Genomic DNA, 19,342 nt, shown 5'->3' on the forward strand with positions numbered 1-19,342 from the left:
ACAAGGGCTGCAGGGTCTTTCGTTCAGGCAATGCTATGCGACGTTGATCAGACCGACGGTCGGGAAGAAGAAACAGCTCTTGTCGGTACCGTCGAGAGCCTTGTGGTTCACCGTGCCGAAGACCGCCGCGAGGACGGTTCCCGATCCGGTGTCGACGGGCACTGCGCGAGCACCGGCAGCAGGCAACGCATCGAGTGCGTTGACGACGAGAGGCCGGGCCAGTTCCTTCAACTCTGCGGGAATGCCGGAGTTGTCGAGGATCGACTCGGCGAGAGTGGTTGCCAGCCCGCCGAAGTCGGCGAAGCCGCCCTGCAGGGTATTGACGTTGAACCACGCCACCTGCATACCGGACTTGTTCGCCGAGTCGTTCACGATGCCGGCCGGCACGAAGGCGAACATGGTCTCGCCCTTGTTCACCGCATCGAGTTCGGGCACGGCGATCGAGGGCAGGCCGGGGAAAGTGGCGATCGGCGGTACGGACAGCTGCGGCCACGGCCCGCCGGCCCCACCGGCAACACCCGGCACGATTCCCAGCGGTGCGCCCGGTGTGGCAGCGCAGTTGATCGCCGCGGTCGGGTAGAAGAACGGGGTGATGCCGAAGTCTGTCAGCGCCTTGTTGGCTGCGTTCAGCGCCGCGAACGGATCGGCACTGGCTTCTTCGGCCACCGGGGTGCGCGAGTCGGCGATGGCGTTCGCCGCAGCGAGGGGTGCGCCGCCCTGGCCCTGCAGTGCGGCGATCGCCTGGGCCAGCGGATCTGCCGGTTCCGCCGCCGCGGTGGCGGGGACGGCGAGCAACGCTGCGCAGGAGAGCGCGAGCGCGCCCGCCAGGCGGCTGAGGCGTCGAGACATGTGGGACTCCTGTGACTGATGTGGCTTATGCTGCGGTTGCGCTGATACCACCACACATCATCTCGGTGTCACAAGCCGGGCCGGAATCCGTTGTCGAATCGAGACGGTCCGGTGGCAGGCCGTGTACCGCTCAACCCACGTCGATGCCGTAATCGCGAACGATGCCTTCCAGGCCCGACGCGTATCCCTGGCCGATGGCGCGGAACTTCCATTCTGGACCACGGCGGTACAGCTCACCGAAGACCATAGCGGTCTCGGTGGAGGCATCCTCGCTGAGATCGAACCGGGCGAGCTCGCGTCCGTCGGACTTGTCGACCACGCGAATGAACGCGTTGACCACCTGACCGAAGTTCTGCCCCAGGGCGTCGGCGTTGTGAATGGATACCGGGAACACGATGGAGTCCACTTCCGGGGTCAGTGCAACCAGGTCGACGTCGATGCTCTCGTCGTCGCCCTCGCCCTCACCCGTCCGGTTGTCGCCGGTGTGCTCGATGGCACCGTCGGGTGAGCGCAGGTTGTTGTAGAAGACGAAGTACAGGTCGCCCAGTGCCTTCTTGGTGGTGCCGAGGCCAATGGCGCTGGCATCGAGATCGAAGTCGCCACCCGTGGTGGCCCGGACGTCCCAGCCCAGTCCGACGGACACTGCGGTCAGGTTCGGTGCTTCCTTCGTCAGTGAGACGTTGCCACCCTTGGCGAGCGATACGCCCATGCCCATCCACTCCTTCGCGCGTTCGTTCCGTGCATCGTCCCCCCACCATATTCATGCTCGGGAGTTCGATGCTCGAGGTGCGCGAGTGCAGCAGGAGGGAAGTGTGATGGGTGGGAGCGATGGGGCTGGCGATACCGATGGGATTGTGGTGGGATACGACAAACGATGGAAGCTAGCAGTGGTTGTGCGATTTGTCGGGTAGGCGCGCCGCAGCGATCGAACGACAAACGGAGATGTCTGTGCAGGTTTCGCGACGCGAGTTGTTCAAGTACGCCGCCGCAGGGTCCGCTGCCGCAGTAGGCCTGATGGCCTTGGGAACGTCGACCGCGAAAGCGGACGTCGGTCTGGGAACCCTCGTCGACTATTCGGGAGGGGTGCCTTCGGCCTCGGCAATCAAACAGGCCGGTCACCTCGGTGCCGTCCGGTACGTCTCCGACCGCCGACCCGACGCGACGTGGATGGTCGGCAAGCCGATGCGGAGATCCGAGGCCGACTCGCTCACTTCCGCCGGGCTCGAAGTGGTCTCGAACTACCAGTTCGGGAAAGGAACGACGTCGGACTGGCGAGGCGGGTACGCAGCGGGGGTGAAACACGCCGCACGCGGCCTGGAACTGCACACCGCGGCCGGCGGTCCCGCAGACCGGCCGATCTACGTCTCGATCGACGACAATCCCACCGCAGTGGAGTTCGCAACCCTGATCGCGCCCTACATCCTGGGTTGGCAGTCGGTGATCGGGGCCGAGAACACCGGTATCTACGCCAACTCGCCCACCATCGAACTGGCCTCCACGGCCGGCCTCGGACAGTGGTTCTGGCAGCACAATTGGGGGACGCCGAAGGGCTTCGTTCACCCGGCTGCGCACATTCATCAAATTCGGATCGACAAGGATTCGGTCGGCGGAGTCACCGTGGACGTCAATAGAATTCTGACGACCGATTACGGGCAGTGGTCGAAATCCACAGCCGAAATCGTCTGAATTCCACGCGTGTAATTCACCTCTGCACAATCCCGAATTGTTCGGCATTTCTCGCATTCGACAATGCGTCGATGACGGACCTTCGAAAGCAATTCGCCCCCGGCTGACGAGCAACCGGGGGCGACGTGCGTATGAGACTTACGGAACGTAGACGGTTCCGATGGTGGGCAGGAACGTGCAGCTACGAGGTGCCGCTGCCGGATCTTCGTTCGACTGCGTGGTGATCGAGCCGGAGATGACCGACAGCACGCGTCCGGGGCCGGTATCGGCGATGGCGGACAGGGTGGCCGGGCCGTCGGTGTTGATCATCGCTGCGCCGGTCAGGTCTTGGGTTCCCGAGCGACGATTGTCGATGTTTAGCCACGTGACGGTGAGCGGAGCGGTCTGCTCGGCGGCGATGGGCGCGGTTCCCAGAGCGGTGAAGACGAAGCCCGCCTGACCCGCGGCCGGTCCGGGGGGAGGCAACGTGGCCGGGCCCGGAACAGCGAGAGCGGTTCCGACGGAATCGGCGGTGTCGGAGATGCACCCCTGGCCGAGCGTCGGGTACAGGAACTGGGCGATGACCGGTCCGTCGGTGGGCAGCTCGGGGCCGCCGCCACCGGATCCGTCGAGGAATGTGATGACCGTTTCGAGCAGCGACTTGACCTGCTCCGGCAGCTGCGCCGTCGCGAGCAGAGCGCGGGCCTGGCCCAGCAGATCGGCTGCCGGAGTGGCTCCGACATCGGCGGGGCCGGCTGCGGCACCGACGATGGCAGGTGCAAACGAGGCAAGTGCCTCGACCTCGCGAAGATTGGGCAGCGGCTCGCCGGGTGCGGGGAAGAACTGAGCGATCAGCGCGCCGGGATCGGCCGGCGCCGCAGGCAGATCAGCGGGTGCCATGGGCACCAGTGGCTGCGCAGATGCGGTGGTGGGCACGACGAGTGCGGCGGCTGCTGCAACGGCAAACGCCGTGAAGACGCGACGCGTTCCGCGGGTACGAAGCACGGTGATATTCCCCATTCTGATCATGACGCGGGCCCCGGCGAACAGCCGGTGCTCGAGGGGTCACTCTATGTAGCGCGATCCCCGATGTACAGCTGTTGACGTCCAACCGTCCCCCGTCACAACTGTGCCAGGGAAGTTTATGTGGGCAACCCTGCGAATTCTCCGCAGAGCCACACGATAGCGTGTTACTGAAGTGGTCAGTGTTAAAGGTGATGCAAATGTTACTTGTCGACCGACGTGGTTGGGGAAGGCATGCGTCGACCTATAGTCTTTCTTCTCGATAAACCGCATCGATACCGAACGGAACCGCACGCACAGTGAACCGACTTGTTCGGCTGGCCCCCGTTCTGTTGGCGGTCTCGGTGATCAGCCGATTCGTCTGGGCCTTCGCGACGCCCAACGGTATGAATCTCGTCGATCTGCACGTCTACGTCGACGGCTCTGCGGCTCTGCTCGGCGGCAATCTGTACGACTACACGTATTCGGAACAGACCCCTGACTTCCCGCTGCCGTTCACGTACCCGCCGTTCGCCGCGCTCGTGTTCTTCCCGCTGCATTACCTGCCGTTCACACTGGTCGGCATCGCCTGGCAGGCCGCAACGATGGCCGCGTTGTTCGTCGTGGTCCGGCTGGCGCTGTCGATGGTGCTGGGCGACGCGCGCGCCGCCGAATCGCGTTGGGTGCGCATCGCGATGCTGTGGACCGCGCTGGGGCTGTGGTCGGAACCCGTCCGGACAACGCTCGACTACGGGCAGGTGAACGTATTTCTGGTGCTGCTGGCGTTGCTCGCGGCGCGCAGCTCGCGGTGGTGGGTGGCGGGCGGACTCGTGGGACTCGCCGCAGGTATCAAGCTGACACCGGCGATCACGGGCCTCTACTTCCTGGCGACTCGGCGGTGGAAGGCCGCGGCATTCTCTGCGGTGGCATTCGCGGTCACCGTCGCGGTCAGCTTCGCGGCGCTGGGAGGTCAGGCCGCCACCTACTTCACCACGCTGCTCGGGGACGCAGATCGCATCGGACCCGTCGGCTCGGTGTGGAACCAATCTCTTCGCGGAGCCCTGAGCCGCATCGTGGGCGAGGACGTCGGGCAAGGGCCGCTGTGGCTGAGTGCAGCAGTGATCGTGGCATTGCTGGCAGTACTGGCATGGCGAGCACTCGACAGCCGCGATCACCTGGGGATTCTGATCATCGTCCAATTGTTCGGGCTGCTGATCTCGCCGATTTCGTGGTCACATCACTGGATTTGGGTCATTCCGATGGTGATCTGGCTGCTGCACGGCCCACTGCGCGATGTCGCCGGTGCCAAGATCGTCGCCGGCTTCTGGCTGGTGACGGTCACGGTGGGCGTGCCGTGGCTGCTGAGCTTCTTCCAGGAATCGATCTGGACCATCCCCCGTCCCGGCCTGGAGGCCTGGGCCGGGGCCGTCGACGTGATCGGCTCCGTGCTGTTCCTCGGCTGGGTCGTCTACGCCGGGCGGGTCAGGAGTGGAGCCCGCGGAACGACCGTGTGAGTCAGGTCGAGATCAGGGCGTCTATCCGACGCGCCAGATCCACATCCTTCTGTGTGAGCCCGCCGGCGGAATGTGTCGACAGCGTGAAGGTCAGCGTCCGCCACCGGATGTCGATGTCAGGATGATGGTCCGCCTCCTCCGCCGCGTCGGCCACGCGGTTCACCACCTCGATGGCTGCGGGAAACGACGTCAGTTCGACGGTGCGCGTCAGGGACTTCTCTGCCAACGTCCAGTCGGTGAGCTGGGCGTTCTCGATATCGCGGTCGGTCAACAATTGGCTCATAGAAAGATGGTGGCATGTCCGGTACCCCCACCGCTGTGGTTGTCGCGGCCGCGTTGATCGACGGCGGCCGACTGCTGCTGGCGCAGCGAACCCGTCCCCCGGAGCTGGCGGGCCGCTGGGAATTGCCCGGCGGCAAGGTCGAGCCGGGGGAGTCCGAAGACGCCGCACTCGCTCGTGAACTGCGCGAGGAACTGGGCGTCGAGTGTTCGATCGGTGCCGCGCTCAGCGGCGACGTCGAGCTGTCGGGTGGCCTGGTCCTGCGGGCCTATCGGGCCTCGATCATCGCGGGAACCCCTGCGCCCTTGGAACATTCAGCTCTGCGGTGGGTCGATGCCGAAACGCTGCCGACTGTGGATCTGGTGGATGCCGACCGACTCTGGCTGCCGGATCTGCAGGACATTCTGCTCACTTCGCCCGAGCGGTCTTCAGACCTTTCTTGAGGTCTTTCTTGGTCGCGCCCGCGGATTCCAGCTTCTTCATTCGCATGATCACGACGGGGCATGTGACGCACCGAACCTTCTTGCGGCAGCATTTTTTCTTGGGCTTCATCCCCGAGACATCTACTGCCTTTACCTTGCCCATGAGCACCAAGACTAATGGGTGGCGCAGGTCACAGACCTGAGGGTGGCGCAGGGCACCGTCGAACTACGGGTAAACTCGATCAGTCGCGAGAACCTCGCGGTGCAGCGCGCTTCTCTAGCGACATAAGCCCGCTAGCGAACAAGAGCCCGCATTCGACTCCAGGAGAATTTTTCGCGTGAGCGCCCCAAGCAGTGCAGACAACATCGACAGCACCACCACATTTCGCAACGTCGCCATCGTTGCACACGTCGACCATGGCAAGACCACCCTGGTCGACGCCATGCTTCGGCAGTCCGGCGCGTTCGAGGAACGTGCCGAAGCGATCGACCGCGTCATGGACTCGGGTGACCTCGAAAAAGAAAAAGGCATCACGATCCTGGCCAAGAACACGGCCGTTCACAAGCGCAATGCCGACGGCACCATCACCGTCATCAACGTGATCGACACCCCCGGCCACGCCGACTTCGGCGGAGAGGTCGAGCGCGGCCTGTCCATGGTCGACGGCGTCGTCCTTCTCGTCGATGCATCCGAGGGCCCGTTGCCGCAGACGCGTTTCGTGTTGCGCAAGGCGCTCGCCGCGTCGTTGCCGGTGATCCTGGTCGTCAACAAGACCGACCGTCCCGACGCGCGTATCGAAGAGGTCGTCTCGGAGAGCCACGACCTGCTTCTCGATCTCGCCTCCGACCTTGACGACGAAGCGTCCGAGGCGGCCGAACTCGCACTCGACCTCCCCGTCCTCTACGCCTCCGGCCGTGAGGGCAAGGCCTCGAAGGTGCAGCCCCAGAACGGACACGCTCCCGACGCCGAGAACCTGGACGAGCTGTTCGAGGTTCTGCTCAGCTACGTCCCCGCGCCCAAGGGCAACGTCGACGCGCCGCTGCAGGCTCACGTCACCAACCTCGACGCGTCCGCGTTCCTCGGCCGCCTCGCGCTGGTTCGTATCCACAACGGCCAGCTCTCCAAGGGTCAGACCGTCAGCTGGATGCGTGAGGTCGACGGCGAGCCCGTCATCCAGAAGACGAAGATCACCGAGCTGCTCAACACCATCGGCGTCGAGCGCGTCCCCGGTGAGCGCGGTGTGGCAGGCGACATCGTCGCCGTCGCAGGCTTCCCCGACATCATGATCGGCGACACCCTCGCCGATCTGGAGAACCCGGTTGCGCTCCCGCGCATCACCGTCGACCAGCCGGCCATCTCGGTCACCATCGGCACCAACACGAGCCCGCTCGTCGGACGCGTCAGCGGCCACAAGCTCACCTCGCGCATGGTCAAGAGCCGCCTCGACCAGGAGCTCATCGGTAACGTCTCCCTGAAGGTCCTCGACATCGGTCGCCCCGATGCCTGGGAGGTCCAGGGTCGTGGAGAGCTCGCTCTCGCCATCCTCGTCGAGCAGATGCGTCGTGAAGGCTTCGAGCTCACCGTCGGCAAGCCTCAGGTGGTCACCCAGACGGTCGACGGCAAGCTGCACGAGCCCTTCGAAGAGCTCATGGTCGACACCCCGGAGGAATACCTCGGTGCCGTCACCCAGCTGCTCGCCGCACGCAAGGGCAAGATGGTGCAGATGACGAACCACGGCGCAGGCTGGGTTCGCATGGAATTCATCGTTCCCTCGCGTGGCCTGATCGGCTTCCGCACCGAGTTCCTCACCGACACCCGCGGTACCGGTATCGCCAACGCCGTCTTCCACGGCTATGCGCCGTGGGCCGGCGAGATCCGCGCCCGCCACACCGGTTCGCTCGTCTCGGACCGTCACGGCACGGTCACCCCGTTCGCGATGATCCAGCTGGCAGACCGCGGCACGTTCTTCGTCGAGCCGGGCGCAGACACCTACGAGGGCATGGTCGTGGGCATCAACCCGCGTCAGGAAGACCTCGATATCAACGTCACCCGCGAGAAGAAGCTGACCAACATGCGTCAGTCCTCGGCAGACGTCATGGAGACCCTGGCCAAGCCGAAGAAGCTGGACCTGGAAATGGCCATGGAGTTCTGTGCGGGCGACGAGTGCGTCGAGGTGACCCCCGAGGTCGTCCGCGTCCGCAAGGTGCACCTCGATTCCAACGAGCGCGCCCGTGAGCGTTCGCGCAGCAAGACGCGCGACAAGGCTGCTCTGTAAGACTCACTTCGCGCGGCAGAAGCGACGTGTCACCCTGGAGGGACGCGTCGCTTCTGTCGCACAAGGCGGCCGACCACGAAGGAGATCCTCGTTGCGCAAGGTGTCGATACCGACGGTTCTGGTTTCTGCCATTGCTCTGGTCCTCACCGCGTGCACTGCGGATCCACCACCGCCTATCGAGAGCGTCGAGACGTCGGTCAGCACGACGATGGTTCCGGCCAAGACCGGTGATCCGGTCGTGGTCGCGATCGACGATGTCGGAATCGGCTTCAACCCGCACCTGCTGGCAGATCAATCGCCTGCCACGGCTGCCGTGAGTTCACTGGTGCTACCCAGCCCGTTCCGCCCGGTTCGGAACCCGGACACGGGTGCGACGACGTGGGAGCCGGACCTGTCGCTGTTGATCTCGGCCGAGGTGATCTCGCAGGCGCCCTTCACCATTCGCTATCAGCTCCGCGACGAGGCCCAATGGTCCGACAGCGCACCGATTGCCGCCGAGGATTTCCGCTACCTGTGGCAGCAGATGATCACTCAACCCGGGGTCGTCGACCCCGCCGGATACGCGCTGATCGACGACGTCACGTCCTCGGGCGGGGGCAAGACGGTCGACGTGGTCCTGTCGTCGCCGTATCCGGCGTGGCAGCGACTGTTCACCGACCTGGTGCCCTCGCATCTACTCCGAGACTCACCGGGCGGCTTCCAGGGGGGCCTGACCGACACGGTTCCGGTCTCGGGTTCCCGGTTCAACATCAAGACGGTCGACCAGGGGCGAGACGAGATTCTGCTCGAGCGCAACGACCGCTTCTGGGATCGACCTGCTTCGCCCGACCAAATCCTGATTCGACGCGGCGGCACGCCGGCACAACTGGCCGATTCTCTGCGATCGGCCGACGCCCAGATCGCCCAGGTGCGTGGTGGTGCGGCCTTGCGTGCTCAGCTCTCGGCCATCCCCGGCGTGCGGACCGACACGATTCGGCAATCCCGGGTGCTGTCGATGACGGTGAACGGACGAGCTCCGAACATGTCCGATCCTAGAGTGCGGCAAGGAATCTTCGGTCTGCTCGACCCGAATTTGCTGGCCACCGTCGGTGCCGGCGGAGGAGCCACCGATCGCCGGGCCGCAGCGCAACTGTCCTCTCCGTCGGACCCCGGTTATTCCGCCACCGCCCCCGCCCCCATCGGCACGACGGCTGCCCTCGATCTGCTGGAACGGGCCGGGTTCCTGCCGACACCCGATGCGCTGGTGACATCCACGCCGGGTGCCGCGGCCACTGCCGCCCCGACGACGACCGCAGCGCCGACCACCACCAGTTCTCCGGCACCGAGCGTCGCTCGTCTTGCCGACACGACCGGCACGGCGTTGCGATTCGTGATCGGGGCCGTCGAGAACGACGACATCGCGCTCGCCGTCGCGGGAACGGCCGCCGACGAGCTCGTCGGTGCAGGCATCGATGCGATCGTCACCCCACTGCCGGCCGACGAACTGTATTCGACAGCGCTGACCGAGGGCACGGTCGATGCGGTGGTCGGGTGGACCAGCGCGGGAGTCGACCCCGCAACGGCCCTGGCCTCACGGTTCGGCTGCGTCGACGAACCGGTCGACGGCAACGGTGTCGATGTGCCGCGAACTCTGTCCGGCTTGTGCGTACCGGAACTTCAACCGACGATCGACAGGGCCCTGGTGACAGGCCTCGATCCAGCTGTCGCCGCCGACGTCGTCGAACCCGAGCTGTGGTCGCTCGCATCGACGTTGCCGATCATGCAGGACTCGTCCGTGGTAGCCGCAGTCCCCGGCATCACCGGCGTCTCGTTGACCGGTCCGGTCGAGGTGGGCATCTTCGCCGACGCCGCCCGGTGGATGCGGACGCCCTCGTGACCGATCGCCGCGGAGCCATCACCAGGAATCACGAAATGAGAACAGAAGCAGTGGCGGAGCAGGCGATGACCGATCAGGTATTGACGGAGCCGCAGCGGTTACTCCTCGTGCACGCGCATCCGGACGACGAAACCATCACCACCGGTGGCACCATCGCGCACTACGTTCGCGCCGGGACCGATGTCACGGTGCTCACCTGCTCGCTCGGCGAGGAGGGCGAGGTGATCGGTGAGACGTGGGCCGATCTGGTGGTCGACCGAGCCGATCAGTTGGGTGGCTATCGGATTCTGGAACTGCACCGTGCGCTCGCTGCGCTGGGGGCCAACCCGCCGCGCTTCCTCGGCGGAGCCGGGCGTTGGCGGGATTCGGGAATGGCAGGGACTTCGGCTGCCCGCAAGCCCCGGGCCTTCGTCAACGCCGACCGCGACGAGGCCCTCGGAGCGCTCGTGGCCGTCATCCGTGAGCTGCGCCCACAGGTCGTCGTCGGCTATGACCCCGAGGGCGGCTACGGCCACCCCGATCATCAGCAGGTGCACTCGTTGGTGACCGAGGCCGTCGAGGTCTGCGGGACGGCTTCCTACCCCGGGGCAGGGACGCCCTGGGAGGTGTCGAAGTTCTACTGGACCGTCACCGGGCACGATCAACTGCAGTCGGGACTCGCCGAGATCGACGATATCCCGGCCGGGTGGCGACTACCGGTCGACGGTGAGCTGCCGAGCGTTCCGGAGAATACGATCACCACCAGCATCGACATCCGCGGCGTGCTCGACGCCAAGCGGGATGCGCTGCGTGCGCACGCCACTCAGGTCACCGTCGCCCCATCGGGACGCGAGTACGCACTGTCCAACGACATCGCGCAGCCGATCCTGTTGGACGAGCAGTACGTACTGGTTCGGGGCCGATCCGGTGCCGAGGGGACGGGCAGAGAAAGCGACCTTTTCGCCGGCGTACTAAGCTGTGCTGCGCATCACTGATTCGACAACGGAACTCATCTCATCACAGCAGGGGCGGAAACTTACATGTACAACTGGGTAGTGCAGGACGCCATCGTCGCGTTCGTCGATTCTCTCAAGCCGCAGTTCGGCGCGCAGGCCGATCTGTACCAGTACGTTCTGGGTCAGATCGCCATGGGCGCGAGCAACTTGCTCACTTCGCTGGGCTACCCTCCGGTTTCCTGAGTGCCGGTGCGTTAGAACAACCAGGTTCAGGGCAGTATTGGTCGCATGATCTCGAAGGCCGCCTCCAATACTGTCGCCCTGGTGTCCTGGGCGACCGTCGCAGTGCTGGTGTTCGACGGCTTTCTCGCCGGAATTCTGTCGGTCTTCTTCCTGCCGGCCTACCTCGGTCCGGTGCAATTTCCCATCAGCGCGCTACTCGGCGGCATCGCCAATGTCGCGCTGGTCCTGGCCGCACGCAAAGTTGCCGAACGGCCGATCTGGGTGGCGTCGCCCCTGATCGGATGGTTCGCCGCGGTGGCCCTGTGCATGTTCGGCGGCCCAGGCGGCGATGTTCTACTGCTCGCTGATTGGCGCACGATGCTGCTGATCATTGCGGGGGCAGGTCCCGCCGGTGTTCTGCTGTTCATGTTCCGGATGAAGGCGATCACAGCAACTGCGCATGCCGACCCGCATCCCGAAGTACGTCCTCGATCATCGTCGGAGTCAACAGTCCGGTGAACGTGTTCCGCTGGCTGACGTGGTAGCTGGCGAACACGGTGATCGATCCCAGTTCCAGCCGAACTCCGTGTCCGAATTTCGGTGCAGGCCTCGGTATTTCCCACCCGTTGGCGGCCAGTACCGGTAACAGTGTCTGCCAGCCGAAGGCTCCGAGAACGAGCACCGACCGCAGCGTCGGGCGCAACAACCGCAATTCGTCGTCCAGCCATGGCCTGCAGGTATCGCGCTCCGCAGGAGTCGGCTTGTTCTGCGGCGGCGCGCAGTGCACCGGGGCCGTGATGCGCACTCCGTTCAGCGTCAACCCGTCGCCGATGTGTGTCGCGGTGGGTTGGCTCGCCAGCCCCACAGCGTGCATCGCCCGGTACAGCACGTCGCCACTTCGATCACCGGTGAACATGCGGCCGGTGCGGTTGGCGCCGTGCGCCGCCGGAGCGAGTCCCACGATCAGCATCGACGCATCGGCCGGCCCGAAGCCGGGAACTGCTCTGCCCCAATATGTTTCTTCGGCAAACGCGGCCCGCTTCTCTTCGGCTACCTGCTCGCGCCACTGGACCAGGCGAGGGCACGCCCGGCACTCGGCCACGGCCAGATCCAATTCGGCGATGCTCTGCGGCCGCGTCATGTCAGGTTCGGTGCAGCCAGATGTCTCCGGCCCCCGGCGTGACGGCGTCGATCATGGCCCATGCGTTCTCGACGGGGATATCGATCACCTCGTAGTGGCCGACGCCCGCTGGAGTTGCGGCGACCACGGTGGCGACCCCGGCGCGACGCTGGAAGAACGTCTGACGCACCGTCCAACCGATGATGCCGGCGGCTTCGAGGCTGTGCCGCGTTCTGTCCAGCGAGCCGTGCTGGGTGATCAGCCAGCCGGGCAGGACCGCGTGGCCGAGGCCTCGGTAGCGATCGTGAGCCAGGCCGAAGGCGGCGACGAACAGCACCCCGACAGCGATCCACGCGAGGATCGGAATCGGAGCGCCGATATACTGCGCGATGCCCAATCCGGCGGCAATCACCAGAAGCGGCAGAACGGCCCGGGTGTAGCGGCGTCGCCGCGCTGCTGGTCCGTGCTGCATCAGCGGTCGGTCGGCTCCGCCGTGCAGACCGGCGTCGCCGAGCACCGTGGTCATCATGCGTAGAGCGTCGGCCTGCGGTGCCTGGGGGAGCAGCAGGGACGATTCCTTCTTCTCGGCGCTGACGCCGGTCATGATGGCGTCCAGACGAGCACCGTTCACCGCGCGCAGCAGTAGCGGCTGGGCCAGGGAGGTGCCGCGCAGCCGCTTGCGGTCGAGGGTCGACTGGCGCGTACGCAGTAGTCCGTGGCTGACGTGCAGGGTGCGACCTTGATCGGTGACGGTCAGGTTTCCGTAGGTGATCAGGTAGCGAACGCACGCGAAGATGCTCGACACGACGAGCAGCGCAACCAGAGCGACAACGACGAACATGACTATGCCGAACTGTTCCGCCGAGTCGATACTGTTCGAGATCACCGAGGACTCGGCGAGCCTCTGCCCCAATCCGTACTGGAAGAGCACGCCGACGGCTGCGGCGATGGTGACGATGCCGGTGATAGAGAACGGCGCGAAACGGACCCACGAATATTGCCAGTGTGCAATTTCGATCCCGGGATCGACTGCGGCAACGGGCATTCCGTCGCTCGACGGCACGCGTCCGGATACTCGCTGCAAGAGTTCGCCGCGAAGCTCCGGCACCAGTGACGTGTCGAGCGCGTTGAGCTCGAAGGTCTCACCCTTGCCGGCCTGTTGGCCGGTGCCGATCCGCAGGATGGACAGGCCGAGGACTCGGTGCAGAACGTTCGCTTCGACGTCGACCGAGCGAATCCTGTTGCGCGGAATGGACAGCACCTTTTTCTGCAGAACTCCGGTGCGCAGCTGTACGTGTACCGGCCCGATGCGATAGCTGGTGGTGAACCAGCGGAGGATTGCGAACACCACCACGACCGCGAGGAGGCCCAGACTCCAGTAGTGGTTACCGCTCTGGCTGCCGACGAAGAACGAGATCAGCAGCACGGGCAGGAGCCTGATGCCCTCGTTCACCGGATGTACCAACAACATCCGCTTGTCCAGGCGTAGCCACGGCTGTTCCTCTTCGACGGCGAGCAACTCTGCCTGGTCGGTCATGTGGCGTCTCCGACGGTGCGGCCGGCGATATCGGTCAGTCGAGAGACGGTCTCGTTCGCGACGTTCTGATCGAGTGCGGTGATCTTCACCGCGCCCGCCGACGACGCTGTCGTGACGGTGACAGTGGCCAGTCCGAGTAGACGGTCGAGTGGTCCGCGTTCGGTGTCGACGGTCTGCACTCGCGAGATCGGTGCAATGCGTCGTTCCTGGCTCAGCCATCCGGTGCGGGTGTAGACGGCGGTATCGCTGATCTCCCAGCGATGTACGCGATAACGCCACAGCGGGACGATGACGATGTGCACGACGGCAAGCGCGAGCGACGTCACGAGAGCTACGACATGCGGCCAGGTGGTCCACGTCGAGTCGAAGACGGCCCAGACGATCTGGGCGACGAACACCGGTAGCCACAGCAGACCGGCGCCGAGGGCCCACAGGAGACGTGCACGTGGAGACGGGTGCCACCGGGGGTCGGTCATCGTTGTCACGGGTACAAACTTAGCCCTCACCCGTCGTGCGCGTTTTGCATACTTCCAGCTACGCACAACGCGCACGACGATGGGCCCCGACCCCGCGGGTGGCACGTGCGTACCAGGAAGCGCATGATCGACTGGTGACTTCTCTACCGGATTCCGTACCAGCTCCCTCTGCGATGCGACGAGTGCTGCGTCGTGCGCGTGACGGTGTGTCTCTCAACGTCGACGAAGCCACGGTGTTGCTGCACGCTCGTGGTGAGGATCTGACCGATCTGATGGCGTCGGCGTCTCGGGTACGTGACGCCGGTCTCGAATCCGCGGGCCGTCCGAAGACGGTGTCGTATTCCCGCAAGGTCTTCGTGCCCATCACGCGGCTGTGTCGCGACAAGTGCCACTACTGCACGTTCGTCACGGTGCCGGGCAAGCTCAATGCCGCCGGGCACGGGATGTTCATGGATCCCGACGAGATCATCGACGTCGCCCGCAAGGGGGCCGAGTTGGGCTGCAAGGAAGCGCTGTTCACGCTCGGAGATCGGCCGGAGGAGCGGTGGCCCGAGGCCAAGGCGTGGCTGGATTCTCGCGGATACGATTCGACCCTGGACTACGTGCGGGCCATGTCGATCCGGGTACTCGAAGAGACCGGCCTGCTGCCGCACCTCAACCCAGGAGTGATGTCGTGGCAGGAACTCTCGCGCCTCAAGCCGGTGGCACCGTCGATGGGCATGATGCTCGAAACCACCTCGCGTCGGCTGTTCGAGGAGAAGGGGCAGGCGCACTACGGCAGTCCCGACAAGGATCCCGAGGTTCGGCTGCGCACGCTGACCGACGCGGGCCGACTCAACATTCCCTTCACGACCGGCATTCTGGTGGGCATCGGTGAGACGTTGCGGGACAGGGCCGAGTCCATCATGGCAATTCGTAAGGTGCACAAGTCTTTCGGCCATGTGCAGGAAATCATCGTGCAGAACTTCTTGGCCAAGTCCGATACCGCGATGCGGTCGGTGCCCGACGCCGGTCTCGAAGAATTCCTGGCGACCATCGCGGTGACGCGCATGGTGGTCGGTCCGTCGATGCGGATTCAGGCCCCGCCGAACCTCGTCGCTGCGGAGGAGACCGCCGCGTTGCTCGGCGCAGGCGTCGACGACTGGGGTGGGGTGTCGCCGTTGACTCCCGACCACGTCAATCCCGAGCGGCCGTGGCCGAACCTCGACACTCTTGCCGAGTTGTCGGCGGCCGCCGGTTACACGCTCGTGGAACGTACTGCCGCGCAGCCGCAGTACGTGTTGGCCGGTGCACCGTGGATCGACCCGCGGATCTCGGCGCACGTGCGGGCAGTGGCCGACCCGGAGACCGGGATGGCACGCGAGGGCGTCAATCCGACGGGTCTGCCGTGGCAGGAGCCGGACGAGGAATGGGAGTCCTCGGGACGCGTGGATTTGAACACCGAGATCGACACCCAGGGCCGCAACACCGAGACCCGTTCGGATCTGGCGAATGCGTTCGGCGACTGGGATTCCATTCGTGAGCAGGTGCGCGATCTGGCCGGTCTCGAACGAGTCGACCGGGACCTGGTGTCCGCGCTGACAGCAGCGGAGAAGGATCCGGCCGGTCTGTCGGACGAGCAGTACCTCGCACTGGCGACGGCCGAAGGCCCCGGCATGGACGCCGTTGCCGCGCTCGCCGACGATCTGCGTAAGCAGGTCAACGGGGACACCGTCACCTACGTGGTGAACCGGAACATCAATTTCACCAACATCTGCTACACCGGATGCCGTTTTTGCGCGTTCGCGCAGCGCAAGGGCGACGCGGACGCGTTCACGCTGTCCACAACCGAGGTGGCCGATCGGGCGTGGGAAGCCCATGTCGTCGGTGCTACCGAGGTGTGCATGCAGGGCGGCATCGACCCCGAGCTGCCGGTGACCGGCTACGCCGACCTGGTTCGTGCGGTCAAGGCGAAGGTGCCGTCGATGCACGTACACGCGTTCTCGCCGATGGAGATCGTCAACGGGGCCTCGCGCGGCGGTCAGTCCATCCGTGAATGGCTCACCGAATTGCGGGCCGCCGGCCTGGATTCGATCCCGGGTACCGCTGCGGAAATCCTCGACGACGAGGTCCGCTGGGTGCTGACCAAGGGCAAGCTGCCCGCCGCCGAGTGGATCGAAGTGATCACCACCGCGCACGAGGTGGGCCTGCGGTCGAGCTCGACGATGATGTACGGCCACGTGGACAATCCGTCGCACTGGGTGGGACATCTGAACGTTCTCAAGAAGATCCAGGACAAGACCGGTGGGTTCACCGAATTCGTGCCGCTGCCGTTCGTGCATCAGTCCTCACCGCTGTATCTGGCGGGTGCGTCGCGTCCCGGCCCGACCAATCGGGACAACCGCGCGGTGCACGCCCTGGGGCGCATCATGTTGCACGGCCGGATCGACAACATTCAGACCTCATGGGTGAAATTGGGAATCACGGGTACACAGGCGATGCTGAACGGAGGCGCGAACGATCTGGGTGGGACCTTGATGGAGGAGACGATCTCGCGGATGGCGGGTTCGCAGAACGGTTCGGAGAAGACCGTCGCGGAACTGCACGAGATCGCCGATGGCATCGGTCGACCGGTTCGTCAGCGCACCACCACGTACGGCCCGGCACCTGCGGTGTCGGTCGCCGGCCTCATCTGACCCTGCTTTCCGAAACGGAGCATTCTCTGACATGGACGACCGTCGAGTCGCCGCGGTACTGAGCAGTGCCGTCGCCATCATTCATCCTGTGCTCGACATCCTTGCCACTCGTGACCCGATCGGACTCAAGGGCCGGACGTTTCGTGAGTCATCGGCGGACGATTCGACCCTCGACAACGTCATCGACTTCCTGGCCAAGGCGTTCGACACCACCGACTTCCCGGGCACCGCAGGCTGGGAAGAACTCGACAGCGATGCGCGTTCGCAGTGGTGGGTCAATCGCATCGGCGCTCTCAACACCGTTGCCGTTGCGTTCCCCGGTGTGTTCGGCATCCTGATCAACCGGCTGCCGATTCAGGACTTGCTCGGGTTCGCCAACCAGGCGATGGTGCTCGTGGCCGTGGCCCGCGAATCCGGGGTGACCGACCGCGAGACACACGTCGCGCTCCTCGGTTCCGTGCTGTGCAAGCGGGACCTGACGTCGTTGGCCGACAGCCCGCCGGAGAAGAAGGAAGAATCGCCGAAATCGGGCCCGTTCGCGTTGCTGCGCGGGATGTGGCAGATCGCCAACGTGCTGCGCGACGTCACCGGCGAATTGGAGAAGCGCCCGCATCCTCGCGGTTTCTACCGCGTCCTCGGTGCTATTCCACTCGTCGGCGGCGTCGCCGGATACCTCGGTGAACGCGGCGCGCTCTCACGCGCGGCCAAGCAGGGACGGAAGTGGCTGGCAGCTCATCAGAAGGCCTCGATCGCGGGTGCCGATGTACCCGCAAAGCAACTGCGCCGATAGCCGGACGGGGCAGGTGAGGCCACCCTGGTCGCTTTGCCCCAGTTTCGGACCGCGATACTAGGATGCTCAGGGCGCGTGAGCGCCCACCATCGATACAGGAGGGGAGAGCAGCAGTGACTTACTCGATTGCAGAACCGTGCGTAGATGTATTGGACAAAGCGTGCATCGAAGAGTGCCCGGTGGATTGCATCTACGAGGGTAATCGAATGCTGTACATCCACCCCGACGAATGCGTCGACTGCGGGGCCTGCGAGCCCGTGTGCCCCGTCGAAGCGATCTTCTACGAGGACGACGTTCCCGAGCAGTGGAGTGCATACGTCGGTGCCAACGTCGATTTCTTCGACGACCTGGGATCTCCCGGGGGTGCCGCGAAGCTCGGCAAGACGGATTACGACCCGCCGTTCATCAAGGCTCTGCCTCCCATGGGCGAGAACTGACACCTTGGCACGAAGAGCGGTGGCAGCGGCGCTGCCCGATTTTCCGTGGGACTCGTTGACCGTTGCCAAAGAGAAGGCGTCGGCGCACCCGGATGGCATCGTCAACCTGTCGGTCGGTACGCCGGTGGATGCGGTTGCCGAGGTGATTCGGGTTGCTCTGAACTCCGTGGCGGACCAGCCCGGTTACCCGACGACCGTCGGGACCGATGCGCTGCGCGAGACGGCGGTGGCGGCGCTCGAACGCCGCTACTCGATCACCGGTCTCACGTCCGACGCGGTGCTGCCGGCCATCGGTACCAAGGAAATGATCGCCTGGCTGCCCACGCTCCTGGGCCTGGGAGCGGACGACCTGGTTGTCATTCCCGAATTGGCGTATCCCACTTACGAAGTGGGTGCACTGCTCGCCCGCGCACGAATTTTGCGCGCCGACGGTCTGGCACGGCTCGGGCCGGAGCGGGCGTCGCTGATCTTCGTGAATTCGCCGTCCAATCCGACAGGCAAAGTGCTCGGTGTCGACCACTTGCGCAAGGTCGTGGAATGGGCCCGCGAGCGCGATGCCATCGTCGTCTCCGACGAGTGCTATCTGGGTCTGACCTGGGACGCCGATGCCGTGTCCGTGTTGGATCCGCGCGTGTGCGGCGGTGATCACACCAACCTGCTTGCGGTGCATTCCCTTTCGAAGACCTCGAACCTGGCCAGCTATCGCGCCGGGTTCGTCACCGGTGACGCATCCCTCGTCGCCGAGCTGCTCGAGGTACGCAAGCACGCCGGAATGATGGTGCCGCTTCCTATCCAGGCCGCCATGACGGCTGCTCTGGCAGACGACGAGCACGAGAGCATTCAGCGCGAGCGATACCGAGCTCGCCGGACGGTGCTGAAGGACGCGGTCGAAGCTGCGGGATTCACCGTCGACCACTCCGAGGCCGGACTGTACTTGTGGGCCACGCGGGGCGAACCGTGCCGCGACACCGTCGACTGGCTCGCCGAGCGCGGAATCCTCGCGGCTCCGGGAGAGTTCTACGGCCCGAACGGTGGGCAGCACGTGCGCATCGCACTGACGGCCACGGACGAGCGCATCGAGGCTGCGGCGGCTCGCCTGCGCAGCTAGTTCGCCAGTTCACGGGGGTCCAGGTGTGCTGAGTGTCCACAATTCGGTTCGGCGCACGGGATCCGGGCTGTTGCAATTTGAGCGTTGTTGATTTTGCTGCGTGTTGTGCTGTAGCGGGTGGTGATGGCCTGGGAGAATGTGCTGGTGGCCAAAGGTTA

Annotated in this window: 19 protein-coding genes; 12 read left to right on the plus strand and 7 right to left on the minus strand. The window is 65.1% G+C overall.

The window, feature by feature from the left end; all coding sequences use genetic code 11:
- Positions 1–33: 33 nt before the first annotated feature.
- Together ACIGGF_RS23965 and ACIGGF_RS23970 are read right to left on the minus strand one after the other, a co-directional pair.
- The gene (locus ACIGGF_RS23965; RefSeq protein ID WP_397523588.1) at positions 34–849 is read right to left on the minus strand and encodes a hypothetical protein; all 816 of its coding nucleotides are present in this window, start codon (positions 847–849) and stop codon (positions 34–36) included.
- A gap of 130 nt (positions 850–979) precedes the next feature.
- Entirely contained in the window at positions 980–1,558 is a 579-nt protein-coding gene (locus tag ACIGGF_RS23970; RefSeq protein ID WP_397523589.1) for a TerD family protein, read from the minus strand.
- 233 nt (positions 1,559–1,791) lie between these two features.
- Between ACIGGF_RS23970 and ACIGGF_RS23975 the strand changes: the two genes are divergently transcribed.
- A complete protein-coding gene (locus ACIGGF_RS23975; protein ID WP_397523590.1) occupies positions 1,792–2,535 on the plus strand; it encodes a DUF1906 domain-containing protein in 744 nt (247 codons plus the stop codon).
- Positions 2,536–2,673: 138 nt separating this feature from the next.
- Here ACIGGF_RS23975 and ACIGGF_RS23980 read toward each other — a convergent pair whose 3' ends face one another.
- Complete coding sequence (locus ACIGGF_RS23980; RefSeq protein WP_397523591.1) at positions 2,674–3,534, minus strand: hypothetical protein; 861 nt, start codon at positions 3,532–3,534, stop codon at positions 2,674–2,676.
- A 278-nt stretch (positions 3,535–3,812) separates the two neighbouring features.
- Between ACIGGF_RS23980 and ACIGGF_RS23985 the strand changes: the two genes are divergently transcribed.
- The gene (locus ACIGGF_RS23985; protein WP_397523602.1) at positions 3,813–5,030 is read left to right on the plus strand and encodes a mannosyltransferase; all 1,218 of its coding nucleotides are present in this window, start codon (positions 3,813–3,815) and stop codon (positions 5,028–5,030) included.
- Between the two features lies 1 nt (position 5,031).
- Here ACIGGF_RS23985 and ACIGGF_RS23990 read toward each other — a convergent pair whose 3' ends face one another.
- Positions 5,032–5,313, minus strand: coding sequence for a 4a-hydroxytetrahydrobiopterin dehydratase (locus ACIGGF_RS23990; protein WP_397523592.1), 282 nt, complete (start codon positions 5,311–5,313; stop codon positions 5,032–5,034).
- A gap of 14 nt (positions 5,314–5,327) precedes the next feature.
- Between ACIGGF_RS23990 and ACIGGF_RS23995 the strand changes: the two genes are divergently transcribed.
- The 6 genes from ACIGGF_RS23995 to ACIGGF_RS24020 all read left to right on the plus strand — a co-directional run bounded on the left by ACIGGF_RS23995 (position 5,328) and on the right by ACIGGF_RS24020 (position 11,560).
- Positions 5,328–5,753 carry a (deoxy)nucleoside triphosphate pyrophosphohydrolase gene (locus ACIGGF_RS23995; RefSeq protein WP_397523593.1) on the plus strand — a complete coding sequence of 142 codons (426 nt, stop codon included), beginning with the start codon at positions 5,328–5,330 and terminating at the stop codon, positions 5,751–5,753.
- A gap of 317 nt (positions 5,754–6,070) precedes the next feature.
- Complete coding sequence (typA, locus tag ACIGGF_RS24000) at positions 6,071–8,008, plus strand: translational GTPase TypA (protein WP_397523594.1); 1,938 nt, start codon at positions 6,071–6,073, stop codon at positions 8,006–8,008.
- A gap of 91 nt (positions 8,009–8,099) precedes the next feature.
- Complete coding sequence (locus ACIGGF_RS24005; RefSeq protein ID WP_397523595.1) at positions 8,100–9,884, plus strand: ABC transporter family substrate-binding protein; 1,785 nt, start codon at positions 8,100–8,102, stop codon at positions 9,882–9,884.
- A 65-nt stretch (positions 9,885–9,949) separates the two neighbouring features.
- The gene (mshB, locus tag ACIGGF_RS24010; protein ID WP_397523603.1) at positions 9,950–10,858 is read left to right on the plus strand and encodes an N-acetyl-1-D-myo-inositol-2-amino-2-deoxy-alpha-D-glucopyranoside deacetylase; all 909 of its coding nucleotides are present in this window, start codon (positions 9,950–9,952) and stop codon (positions 10,856–10,858) included.
- A gap of 45 nt (positions 10,859–10,903) precedes the next feature.
- Positions 10,904–11,062, plus strand: a complete 159-nt coding sequence (locus ACIGGF_RS24015; protein WP_008714214.1) for a hypothetical protein — start codon at positions 10,904–10,906, stop codon at positions 11,060–11,062.
- Between the two features lie 45 nt (positions 11,063–11,107).
- The gene (locus ACIGGF_RS24020) at positions 11,108–11,560 is read left to right on the plus strand and encodes a hypothetical protein (protein WP_397523596.1); all 453 of its coding nucleotides are present in this window, start codon (positions 11,108–11,110) and stop codon (positions 11,558–11,560) included.
- On the opposite strand, the gene ACIGGF_RS24025 is transcribed toward ACIGGF_RS24020, so the two are convergent.
- The 3 genes from ACIGGF_RS24025 to ACIGGF_RS24035 are packed head-to-tail and all read right to left on the minus strand — an operon-like array spanning position 11,487 to position 14,174.
- Positions 11,487–12,182, minus strand: coding sequence for a uracil-DNA glycosylase (locus tag ACIGGF_RS24025; RefSeq protein WP_397523597.1), 696 nt, complete (start codon positions 12,180–12,182; stop codon positions 11,487–11,489). The two genes, ACIGGF_RS24020 and ACIGGF_RS24025, sit on opposite strands and share 74 nt — an antisense overlap.
- Before the next feature lies 1 nt (position 12,183).
- Positions 12,184–13,698 (minus strand): PH domain-containing protein, encoded by a 1,515-nt coding sequence (locus ACIGGF_RS24030; protein ID WP_397523598.1) that lies wholly within the window; start codon positions 13,696–13,698, stop codon positions 12,184–12,186.
- Positions 13,695–14,174 carry a PH domain-containing protein gene (locus ACIGGF_RS24035; RefSeq protein WP_397523604.1) on the minus strand — a complete coding sequence of 160 codons (480 nt, stop codon included), beginning with the start codon at positions 14,172–14,174 and terminating at the stop codon, positions 13,695–13,697. Before ACIGGF_RS24035 ends, ACIGGF_RS24030 begins: the two co-directional genes overlap by 4 nt.
- Before the next feature lie 134 nt (positions 14,175–14,308).
- Here ACIGGF_RS24035 and ACIGGF_RS24040 point away from each other — a divergent pair, with 134 nt between their 5' ends.
- The 4 genes from ACIGGF_RS24040 (at position 14,309) to dapC (ending at position 19,184) form a co-directional block, all read left to right on the plus strand.
- The gene (locus ACIGGF_RS24040; protein ID WP_397523599.1) at positions 14,309–16,849 is read left to right on the plus strand and encodes a bifunctional FO biosynthesis protein CofGH; all 2,541 of its coding nucleotides are present in this window, start codon (positions 14,309–14,311) and stop codon (positions 16,847–16,849) included.
- A gap of 31 nt (positions 16,850–16,880) precedes the next feature.
- Entirely contained in the window at positions 16,881–17,639 is a 759-nt protein-coding gene (locus ACIGGF_RS24045; RefSeq protein ID WP_397523600.1) for a hypothetical protein, read from the plus strand.
- Between the two features lie 113 nt (positions 17,640–17,752).
- Entirely contained in the window at positions 17,753–18,076 is a 324-nt protein-coding gene (gene fdxA / locus ACIGGF_RS24050) for a ferredoxin (RefSeq protein ID WP_008714223.1), read from the plus strand.
- Between the two features lie 19 nt (positions 18,077–18,095).
- Positions 18,096–19,184 carry a succinyldiaminopimelate transaminase gene (gene dapC, locus ACIGGF_RS24055; RefSeq protein WP_397523605.1) on the plus strand — a complete coding sequence of 363 codons (1,089 nt, stop codon included), beginning with the start codon at positions 18,096–18,098 and terminating at the stop codon, positions 19,182–19,184.
- Positions 19,185–19,342: the final 158 nt, after the last annotated feature.

It is taken from the genome of Rhodococcus sp. NPDC078407, assembly GCF_044542515.1.
Lineage (GTDB): Bacteria > Actinomycetota > Actinomycetes > Mycobacteriales > Mycobacteriaceae > Rhodococcoides.